Origin of the sequence: uncultured Winogradskyella sp. (genome assembly GCF_963975125.1) — a bacterium.
In the GTDB taxonomy this organism is placed as follows: Bacteria; Bacteroidota; Bacteroidia; order Flavobacteriales; family Flavobacteriaceae; genus Winogradskyella.
The window spans coordinates 1-10,434 of sequence record NZ_CAXBGB010000099.1 but is presented as its reverse complement, the minus strand read 5'-3'; the positions used below and the strand labels follow the sequence as shown (position 1 = coordinate 10,434).

At 32.2% G+C, this 10,434-nt stretch carries 12 protein-coding genes and 1 pseudogene; 6 read left to right on the top strand and 7 right to left on the bottom strand.

The window, feature by feature from the left end:
* Positions 1–359 (bottom strand): annotated as a pseudogene (locus tag AAC053_RS12465) (hypothetical protein); the annotation flags it as partial.
* A gap of 3 nt (positions 360–362) precedes the next feature.
* Positions 363–1,190 (bottom strand): dihydropteroate synthase, encoded by an 828-nt coding sequence (folP, locus tag AAC053_RS12460; protein ID WP_339757145.1) that lies wholly within the window; start codon positions 1,188–1,190, stop codon positions 363–365.
* 95 nt (positions 1,191–1,285) lie between these two features.
* On the opposite strand from folP, the gene AAC053_RS12455 reads away from it, so the two are divergent.
* The 6 genes from AAC053_RS12455 (at position 1,286) to AAC053_RS12430 (ending at position 6,223) form a co-directional block, all read left to right on the top strand.
* Positions 1,286–1,828, top strand: coding sequence for a DUF1599 domain-containing protein (locus tag AAC053_RS12455; protein WP_339757142.1), 543 nt, complete (start codon positions 1,286–1,288; stop codon positions 1,826–1,828).
* 85 nt (positions 1,829–1,913) lie between these two features.
* Positions 1,914–3,074, top strand: a complete 1,161-nt coding sequence (locus tag AAC053_RS12450) for a BT_3928 family protein (RefSeq protein ID WP_339757140.1) — start codon at positions 1,914–1,916, stop codon at positions 3,072–3,074.
* Between the two features lies 1 nt (position 3,075).
* Positions 3,076–4,152, top strand: coding sequence for an ABC transporter permease (locus AAC053_RS12445; RefSeq protein WP_339757138.1), 1,077 nt, complete (start codon positions 3,076–3,078; stop codon positions 4,150–4,152).
* An 86-nt stretch (positions 4,153–4,238) separates the two neighbouring features.
* On the top strand, positions 4,239–4,997 hold the full coding sequence (tpiA, locus tag AAC053_RS12440) for a triose-phosphate isomerase (protein WP_339757135.1): 759 nt from the start codon (positions 4,239–4,241) through the stop codon (positions 4,995–4,997).
* A 2-nt stretch (positions 4,998–4,999) separates the two neighbouring features.
* On the top strand, positions 5,000–5,836 hold the full coding sequence (gene prmA, locus AAC053_RS12435) for a 50S ribosomal protein L11 methyltransferase (protein WP_339757132.1): 837 nt from the start codon (positions 5,000–5,002) through the stop codon (positions 5,834–5,836).
* A gap of 111 nt (positions 5,837–5,947) precedes the next feature.
* Positions 5,948–6,223 (top strand): ATP-dependent Clp protease adaptor ClpS, encoded by a 276-nt coding sequence (locus AAC053_RS12430; RefSeq protein WP_339757129.1) that lies wholly within the window; start codon positions 5,948–5,950, stop codon positions 6,221–6,223.
* A gap of 117 nt (positions 6,224–6,340) precedes the next feature.
* Here AAC053_RS12430 and AAC053_RS12425 read toward each other — a convergent pair whose 3' ends face one another.
* The 5 genes from AAC053_RS12425 to AAC053_RS12405 form a co-directional block, all read right to left on the bottom strand.
* Positions 6,341–7,747: an MBL fold metallo-hydrolase gene (locus AAC053_RS12425; protein WP_339757126.1), complete on the bottom strand. Its 1,407-nt coding sequence runs from the start codon at positions 7,745–7,747 to the stop codon at positions 6,341–6,343.
* 85 nt (positions 7,748–7,832) lie between these two features.
* Positions 7,833–8,633 (bottom strand): sulfite exporter TauE/SafE family protein, encoded by an 801-nt coding sequence (locus AAC053_RS12420; RefSeq protein WP_339757124.1) that lies wholly within the window; start codon positions 8,631–8,633, stop codon positions 7,833–7,835.
* On the bottom strand, positions 8,634–9,050 hold the full coding sequence (locus tag AAC053_RS12415) for a DUF6691 family protein (protein WP_339757121.1): 417 nt from the start codon (positions 9,048–9,050) through the stop codon (positions 8,634–8,636).
* A gap of 1 nt (position 9,051) precedes the next feature.
* Entirely contained in the window at positions 9,052–9,609 is a 558-nt protein-coding gene (locus AAC053_RS12410) for a YeeE/YedE thiosulfate transporter family protein (RefSeq protein WP_339757118.1), read from the bottom strand.
* Between the two features lie 55 nt (positions 9,610–9,664).
* Positions 9,665–10,300: a Crp/Fnr family transcriptional regulator gene (locus AAC053_RS12405; RefSeq protein ID WP_339757116.1), complete on the bottom strand. Its 636-nt coding sequence runs from the start codon at positions 10,298–10,300 to the stop codon at positions 9,665–9,667.
* Positions 10,301–10,434 lie beyond the last annotated feature (134 nt).

Below are 10,434 nucleotides of genomic sequence, written 5' to 3'. Positions count from 1 at the left end.
GTAAACTCAACAAACCCTAAGTTACTAATACTAGTATCATTACAAGTAAAATAATTTTTGGCATTTTCGTTCTTATGCATTTCTGCATTTCGTTTTTTGTCTTGTAAGAATTTAATATGCGGAATCGCTTGCTTTAAAGTCAATCGTTTATCTACATTAACTAACCAATTGGTGGTACTAATTAAGTTTTTACGGTTGAGTAATGTTGAATCTGGTTGTGTTTCGTCATAAAAGATATAAGCTGGTGACACGTCTAAAACTTCAGTAATCTCTGCATTTTCAATTTCTGGTAATTGTAAAACACGTTCGTTATTACAACTAAAACAACATAAAACGATAAGTAAATAGATATAGCGCATAGGTTAGTTTACTGTTAATTGATTGTAAAGTGTTACACATTCCATAGCTTCTTTTACATCGTGTACTCTTAACATTTTTGCACCGTTTTGTAATGCAACCATGTGTAATGCAGTAGTTCCATTAAGTGCTTTTTCAGACGAGGTTTTTAGCGTTTTATAGATCATAGATTTTCGAGAGACTCCAGCTAAAATAGGTTTGTCTAGCATTTTTAATAATTCGAGATGATTCAATAATTCATAATTCTGTGCTGTAGTTTTTGCAAATCCAAAACCAGGATCTATAATAATATCATTGATTTTTTTGGTATGTGCTACAGCAATACGTTCAGCAAAATAAGAAATGACGTCTCTCACCAAATCTTTATAATCGGTTTGTTGTTGCATTGTTTTAGGATTACCTTTCATATGCATCATAATATATGGTACTCCTAGTTTACCAATTGTAGAAAGCATGTTTTGGTCAAGTTTTCCTGCTGAAATATCATTAATCAATGAAGCTCCGGCTTCAATGCTTTTTTTTGCTACTTCACTTCTAAACGTATCGACAGAAATTAGAGTTTCAGGTAAATGTTTCAGAACTAATTGAATAACTGGGACGATGCGATTTAATTCTTCATTCTCACTTACGTTATTAGCGCCAGGTCTAGAACTACAACCTCCAACATCTATATACGTAGCTCCGTCCTTCAACATAGTATCAACTTGATTAAGAATAGTGGATTCATCTTTGTATTTTCCACCATCAAAAAAAGAATCTGGTGTAATATTAAGAATACCCATCACTTTAGGTGTTGTTAAATCGATGAGTTGGCCTTTGCAATTAATTGTCATACGTCTTGTAATTAAGGTCTTAAAAAACTTTAAACCTCAAACTTTGAACTTCTAATTTATTTATGCGAAATTTACGGAAATTATAACAGAACTAGATGCAGGATACTTTAAAACAATACGATGCGGTTATAGCGAAATGTAGAGCGCTTTTTGTAAATAAAATGAGTGATTATGGGAGTGCATGGCGAATTTTAAGATTGCCATCGCTAACCGATCAGATTTTTATAAAAGCACAACGCATTAGAAGTCTGCAACAAAACTCAGTTAGAAAAGTAGATGAAGGAGAAATTAGTGAGTTTATTGGCATTATCAACTATTGCTTAATGGCATTAATTCAATTAGAGAAAGGTGTTGTTGAGCAACCAGATTTAAATACAGAAGAAGCTACAGGTCTTTATGACAAAAAAACGGCATTAACAAAGCAATTAATGTTAGATAAGAACCATGATTATGGTGAAGCTTGGCGAGATATGCGCGTAAGTTCTTTAACAGATTTAATTTTGCAAAAGTTATTGCGTGTTAAGCAAATTGAAGATAATTCTGGTATAACCATAGTAAGTGAAGGCATTGATGCAAACTATCAAGATATGATAAATTATGCAGTATTTGCGATGATTCATTTGGGTGAAAGCAAATGATATGTCATTTTGCTATGACAAGAATCCATAGATTATAAACAACAAAAAACAGATTCCGCATAAAGTGCGGAATGACAAAAAAAATATGAAATATCTAGTACATCTTAGCAGAATATTCGTCGGAATACTTTTTATTATTTCAGGATTTATAAAACTTAATGATCCATTGGGTTTCTCTTATAAATTACAAGAATATTTTAGTTCAGATGTTTTAAACCTTGAATTCTTTATTCCATACGCATTAGGTATTTCTGTAATTGTAGTTGTTTTTGAAGTTGTCGTTGGTGTATTCTTATTATTAGGATATAAACCCAAATTTACAATATGGAGCCTGCTTCTAATGATTGTGTTTTTTACTTTTTTAACTGGCTACACGTACTTAACAGGTTATGTACCACAAGGAGTTAGCTTTTTAGATTTTTCATCTTGGGAGGCTTTTAGTTCTAGCCAGATGAAAGTTCAGGATTGTGGTTGTTTTGGTGATGCGCTTAAATTAACACCTTTAGAAAGTTTTATTAAAGACTTGATTCTGTTAGTGTTAATACTAATATTATTCTTTGGTTTAAAACACATTAAGCCAATTTTTGCAAAGCTTCCAACTACAGTACTAGCATTATTAAGCTTTGTAATATCCCTTTGGTTTGGTTATTATGTATTAATGCATTTGCCATCTATAGATTTTAGAGCTTATAAAATTGGTAATAACCTTCAAGAGCAAATGGCAATTCCAGCAGATGCACAAAAACCAATTTTAGAATATACTTGGACATTTAATGTGAATGGAGAAGAACAAGAATTTGTGACTAATGGAAGCTATCCTAATGTTGAAGGAGAGTATGTCGGTGTTGAAACTAAAACTTTAGATGAAGGTTATATTCCTCCAATTCAAGATTTTTCTATAGAATCTGATGATGAAGATTTAACAACTTATTTTTTAGAAAAAGATAAGCTCTTAATTGTAGCGATGTACAATATTACTAAAGGTGAAGTTGAAGGTAAAAATAAGCTGAAGACATTTACAGATAATGCTATAAAGAAAGGTTATACAGTTATTGGGTTAACTTCCTCTGGAGCAGAAGAAAAGGAGTTATTGAAACACGAGTATAATCTAAATTTCGATTTCTATTTGTGTGATGAAAAGGTGATTAAAACCATTATAAGATCTAATCCTGGTATTGTAATACTTAACAAGGGTACCGTTATAAGTAAAACACACTGGAATGATATTGAAGATATAGAGCTTTAATTTGATAAGATATTTTTTAAATAAAATCTTTTATGCTTTTATCACCTTAATAGGTGTGATTACTGTCATTTTCTTTTTGTTTACCATCTTACCTGGCGATCCGGCAAAGATGATGCTTGGGCAAAACCAAACTGCCGAGCAAGTAGAGGCTGTAAAACAGAAGTACGGATTTGATAAGCCTCTTGGTACTCAGTTTTTGTATTACTTAAATGATTTGTCTCCTATTTCATTTCACTCTAACAACGCTAAAGATTACACCTATTTAAGAGAGAATAAATATTCAGCAACCGAGCTTTTCATTATTGGCAATACAACAACAGTTATTAAAGCACCTTATTTGCGAGAATCTTTCACTAAGCAAGGTAAAAAAGTTACAGACGTAATTGGAGAAACGATTCCTAATACATTTGTATTAGCCATTTCTGCTATTGTAATTGCGATTTTACTTGGTATTATTTTCGGAGTTATTTCAGCTTTATATAAAGATACTTGGATAGATAAAACCATTCAAATCTTAAGTACTTTAGGTATGAGTGTCCCTTCCTTTTTTAGTGCCATCTTATTTGCATGGTTATTTGGCTTTGTATTACACAAGTACACCAATTTAGAAATGACAGGTAGCTTATATGAGCTAGATGATTTTGGTGAAAAAATGACAATTAAATGGAAGAATTTAATTCTTCCGGCCATCGTTTTAGGAATTAGACCTTTGGCTGTAGTCATTCAGTTAATGCGAAATTCTTTACTAGAAGTTTTAAATCAAGATTACATTAGAACAGCGAGAGCAAAGGGATTGAGTGAATTACAAGTTATAAAAAATCATGCGGTTAAGAATGCCTTAAATCCCGTGGTTACTGCAATTTCAGGTTGGTTTGCATCTATGTTGGCAGGTGCCGTTTTTGTAGAGTATATTTTTGGTTGGAATGGTTTAGGAAAAGAAATCGTAAATGCATTAAACACCTTAGACTTACCAGTAATAATGGGAGCGGTTTTGGTTATAGCGATTATCTTTATTACTATTAATATTTTCGTAGATATTATTTATGCTTGGTTAGATCCGCGAGTAAAATTGTCTTAACAACTACATGATAATTATCAATTGTCTTTTCTCTTTAATACCTTATTTTTGTAATCCAATTTAATAGAACTCAATACACTTTTAAGATGAGAAAAAATATCGTTGCAGGTAACTGGAAAATGAATAATGATTTGAAAGCCACAAGAAAATTGGTGAAACAAATTAGAAAATCGATAAAGAAGTCTAATTTAAACACTACTAGAGTTATTGTGGCACCTACTTTTGTAAATCTTGCAACTGCTGTTAAACGTTCTAAAAAATCTAAGGTAGAAGTCGCAGCTCAAAATATGCACCAAGCAAATAGTGGTGCATTTACAGGCGAAATTTCTGCTGAGATGTTAAAGAGTGTAGGTGTTAAAACTGTTATTTTAGGACATTCAGAAAGGCGTGCTTATTTTAATGAAACTGACGCTTTATTAGCAGAAAAAGTTAATACGGCATTGGCTCACAAGCTAGAAATTATTTTTTGTTTTGGTGAAGAATTAGCAGATAGAAAATCTGGTAATGAAGAAGCTGTTGTTGGCAGTCAAATAAAAAATGCTTTGTTTCATTTAGGGTCAGATGCTTTTAAAAAGGTAATCTTAGCTTACGAACCGGTTTGGGCAATTGGTACAGGAGAAACTGCAAGCCCTGAGCAAGCACAAGATATGCATGCTTTTATTAGAAAAACATTGGCAGACAAATATGGGAACGAAGTAGCAGATTCCGTATCAATTCTATATGGTGGAAGTGTAAAGCCAGGAAACGCAAAAGAAATTTTCTCCAAGCCAGATGTAGATGGAGGACTTATTGGTGGTGCGGCTTTAAATGCTAAAGATTTTTACGCAATTATAAGTGCCTTTTAATAATGTTAGATTCTATATACATAGCTTACGATTTTAAGGTTAATCCTTTGCAGCCTGGATCAGAAATTCTTATAGCCGAGTTAGGTTATGCTGGTTTTGAGAGTTTTGTTGAAAATGAAGAAGGAGTAATAGCTTATATTCAAAAAAACGATTGGAACTCATTTATTCTAGATCATATACATATTCTTAGTTCTAATGAATTTAAGATTACCTATGAGTTTAACGAAATAGAACAAACCAATTGGAATGATGAATGGGAAAAAAATTTTAATCCTATTGTCGTAGATAAATTAGTCACTGTTAGAGCACCATTTCATGAAATCCCTAAGACTAAATACGATTTAATAATTGAGCCCAAAATGAGTTTTGGTACAGGACATCACGAAACCACACACATGATGATTCAGCATATTTTAAAAAATGATTTTAAAGGAAAATCGGTTTTAGATATGGGCTGCGGTACAGGTGTTTTAGCCATTTTAGCAGAAAAAGTAGGCGCAACTCAATTAGATGCTATAGATATAGATAATTGGTGTTATTTAAATAGTATAGAAAATACTGAGCGCAATAATTGTGAACATATTTCAGTTTATGAAGGTGATGTTAATTTACTAGATGGTAAAAACTACGATAGTATAATTGCAAATATTAATAGAAATATACTTTTAGCAGACATACCAAATTATTCTAAATGTTTAAATAATAACGGAACTTTATTTTTAAGTGGATTTTATAAAGAAGATATTCCATTAATTGAAGCTGAATGCAATAAGCAGATGTTAAAATTGGATGAAATTATAGAAAGAGGACAGTGGGTATCGTTAAAATTTATAAATTAGATAAAAAAATTAAGTTCCAATAAGTTTTCCATTTGGGAAATCATAGATTCGATGAAATATATTGATAAAATAGAAATCACTGAATCAAAATGTCTGAAGGGCAAAAGAGCTATGAGCACAAAAGAGCAACAATCCGAAGCGTTACTTCTCGAAGAAGAAGTACTTAGACAAAACGAAATTGTATTGTTTAATGACGAAGTTAATACATTCGATCATGTTATTGATACTTTAATATATGCTTGCGACCACACTCCTGAACAAGCAGAACAATGTGCATTATTAGTTCATTATAAAGGGAAATGTACTGTAAAAACAGGATTTTATGATGATTTAGAACCACGATGTTCTAAGCTTTTAGAAGCTGGTCTTAGTGCTGAGATTATTTAAAAAAATCAGATACTGAAAGTCTTAAGAAATTATTTTCTCTAATTTAGATAATTGTGTTACTATAGTATTTGCACAACCTCTGTATTAAAGTTTTGAATTTGAAATGTGCTTTCCATATTATAGTGTTGATGGACAAACAAAATCCGTAGTTGGTAAATCCGTTTTCTTTATAGCTCCAAACCCACCAGCCACATCAATTAATTTATCGAAGCCTCTAGCTTTTAAAATTGAAGCAGCAATAACAGAGCGGTAACCACCTGCACAATACACGTAGTACATTTTATCCTTTGAGACCTCATTCATTTTTTCATTTATAAAATCTAATGAAAAATGCTGAGCATTTTCTAAATGCATACTATGGTATTCACCATCTTTCCGAACGTCTAAAATATTAATGCCCTCATTTTTTACATGTTCAGCGAAGCTTTCAGCAGAAATAGATTCTAAGGTGTCAATTTCTCTCCCTGAAGTTTTCCATGCATCTATACCATCTTCAAGATAACCGAGCGTATTATCATAGCCAACTCGAGATAATCGTGTTACTGCTTCTGCAGATTTTTCTTTTGGTGCAACTAAAACAATCGGTTGTTTTATATCTGTTATTAGAGCACCTACCCAAGGTGCAAATGCTCCATTTAATCCAATAAAAATAGAATTAGGAATGTGACCTTTTATATATTCTAACTCAGGTCTTACATCTAAAACCAATGCAGATTCACGATTTGCTATAGCTTCAAACTCTTCAGGGCTTAAGGGAGTATTTCCTGTTTTCAATATCGTATCAAAAGCATCATAACCCATCTTATTCATCATGGCATTTTTTGCAAAATATTGAGGTGGCGGAGCAATACCATCGAGTACTTCTTCTACAAATTCGGCTTTTGTCATATCTGCACGTAAGGCATAGTTTGTTTTCTTTTGTTCACCTAAAACACCAATAGTTTCTTTACTTAAGTTTTTACCACAAGCAGATCCTGCGCCATGAGCCGGATATACAATAACATCATCTGCTAATGTCATAATTTTAGAACGAAGAGAATCAAAAAGCATTCCTGCTAAATCTTCCTTGGTTAAATCAGATTTAATGGCTAAATCTGGTCGCCCTACATCTCCTAAGAATAGAGTGTCACCAGAAAAAATCGCATGATCTTTTCCGTTTTCATCTTTTAATAAATAGGTAGCAGATTCTAAAGTATGACCCGGTGTATGTAAAACCTTAATTGTAAGTTTCCCTAATTTTAGTTCTTCTTCATCGGTAACTGAAAGTATGTCATAGTCAGTAGAAGCGCCTGGTCCAAAAACTATAGAAGCTCCAGTTTTATTAGCTAAATCTACATGACCAGAAACAAAATCTGCATGAAAATGAGTTTCTAGAATATATTTTATTTTTGAATTATTAGCTTCTGCTTTATCAATATACTGCTGTATTTCTCGTAACGGATCAATTATAGCAACTTCACCATCAGACTCAATGTAGTAAGCACCTTGTGCTAGGCATCCTGTATATAATTGTTCAATTTTCATGTGTTATTTTATTTATAATGCAAATTTACAAAACTCCATTTTTTGAAATGTGACATTTATCACAAAGTATTAATAGAGCTCTTTATTAATATAGCTCTTTGTATATAATGTAAATTCCCATGATTAAAGTAAAGTAGCCAAATCCTTTTTTTAATTTATGCCCACTTATAAATTTTGAAAGGTACATGCCTAATATGATTCCTATAATTGAAATTCCGGTAAAGACTAATAGAAAAAACCAATCAATATTAATGTTAGATAAATCACCCATAAAGCCAAATAACGAATTTACTGCAATGACAAATAATGATGTACCTATAGCTTTTCTCATCGGTAACTTTGCTAATAATACAAGTGTTGGGATTATTAAAAAACCACCACCAGCTCCAACAATGCCTGCAAACACACCAATAACAGTGCCTTCTATAGCTATTAATGGATAGTTGTATTTTATTTCTTGCTCTTCAATATGATCTACTGTTTTTCGTCCTTTAATCATGGAATAACTTGCCAACAACATTACTATAGCAAAGAATACCATAATGAAGATATTATTAGTGACTTCAAAATCACCAACTGTAAAGACTACATCTGGAATTATAGGGACTATAAAGCGTCTTGTAAGATAAACGACTATAAAGGCTGGAATTGCAAAAATGATGGCCGTTTTTATATCTACAAAACCTTTCTTGTAATTTTGAAATGCTCCAAAAATAGAAGTCACTCCAACAACAAATAATGAATAAGCAGTCGCAATAATAGGGTTAAGCCCAATAAGATAGACTAAGATAGGAACCGTTAGGATAGATCCGCCACCTCCGATTAAACCAAGTACTAACCCGACGAATAATGCTCCTACATATCCTAAGATTTCAATTAGTTCCATTTAGTGAGGTAGTTTATTTTTTAATACACCATACACAAAAGTACCTAATAACGCTGCTGCAATAACAATGGTAATTGTAAATGCACCTGTGCCAACCAAAATATACATTGGTCCTGGGCAAGCACCACATAATGCCCATCCTAAACCAAAGATGACACCTCCTATAATGTAGCTAATTAATCCTCTTTCCTTTAAAGGAGCCTTTAAATAATTTCCTTGGATGTTTTTTAGTTTTAATTGATTTGAAAGTAGCAATAGTATGGTGCCAGTCACAACAGATGCACCTATAATGCCATACATATGAAAGGATTGAAATTTAAACATTTCAAAAATACGATACCAAGATACAGCTTCTGATTTTACTAAAACGATTCCGAAGAAAATACCTACTAAAAAGAATTTTAAATACTTTCTCATACTAAAATAGTATTGGATAAATGAAATGAACCATAATTAAACCGCCTATAAAAAAGCCAATTACTGCAATTAACGATGGTAATTGCAAACTACTTAACCCAGTAATAGCATGACCCGAAGTACAACCACTTGCATAACGGGTTCCGAATCCGACTAAAAAACCACCAATAACCAATATTAACAGTCCTTTTAGACTAAACACGGCATTCCAACTAAATAATTCTAGGGGTAAAAGACTTTGGCCAATATTTTCAAATCCAAGTGTTTTTAAATCCTCAATTGTATTTTGGCTTAGGTCTATATTAATTGGATTGGATAGATAATTATGGGCAATAAAACCACCAATTATAGCTCCGAGAACAACGACCAGATTCCATGTTTGACTTTTCCAATCGAACTTAAAAAATTCTACTTTTTTTCCGGCTCCTCCAATAGCGCATATTGTTTTAAGGTTAGATGACATTCCAAAAGTTCTACCAAAATAGAGTAGGAGAAACATTACGATTGCAATGCATGGTCCAGAAATGTACCAAGGCCATGGTTTTAAAACATATTCCATTTATTTAATTTAATGCAAAAATAAAATTCTAGACTTTAGAAGTGCCAAAAAGTTGCTAAAACTCTAAAACGGTTATTTTATTTCTGCCAAGTTTAATTTTATGTTCTTTTTCAAGTTGTTTTAAAAGCCTTGAGATAACGACTCTAGACGTATGTAAATCTTCAGCAATTTCTTGATGAGTAATTTCTAAAGTTGTTGAGGCAGATAGTTTAACGTGATCTATAAGGTATTTATATAGACGTTCATCCATTTTCATAAAAGCAAGTGTGTCTATGGTTTCGAGCATTTCATCAAAACGGACTTGATAGCTTTGTAAAATAAAATTTCTCCAACTTTCATTGGTGTTAAACCATAATTTCATATTAGCAATTGGTATCATTATAACAGTTACATCTACATCAGCAAGAGCTCTAATTTTACTTACTGATTTTGCCATACAACAGGTTAATGACATGGCGCAAGTATCTCCAGCTTCTAAGACATATAGTAGAAGTTCATCTCCATTGGAATCTTCTCGTAATACTTTTATATTTCCATTGATTAGAAGTGGAATGAAACTTAAATCTTGTCCAATATCTATAATGATATCATGCTTTTTAAAGGTCTTTAGTACAGCCACATTGGAGATACCATCAATAATTTCTGTATCAAATAAGTAATGAAAAGGCTGAAGCTGCTGTTTTGAAATCATATTTCAAAAATACAATTACAATTTTGAAATAAATAGTTTGGTAGTTTTTTAATAAATGTATTATATTTGCACCCACTTAAAAAGGCCTCGTGGCGCAACTGAATAGCGCACTTGATTACGGCTCAAGAGGTTAC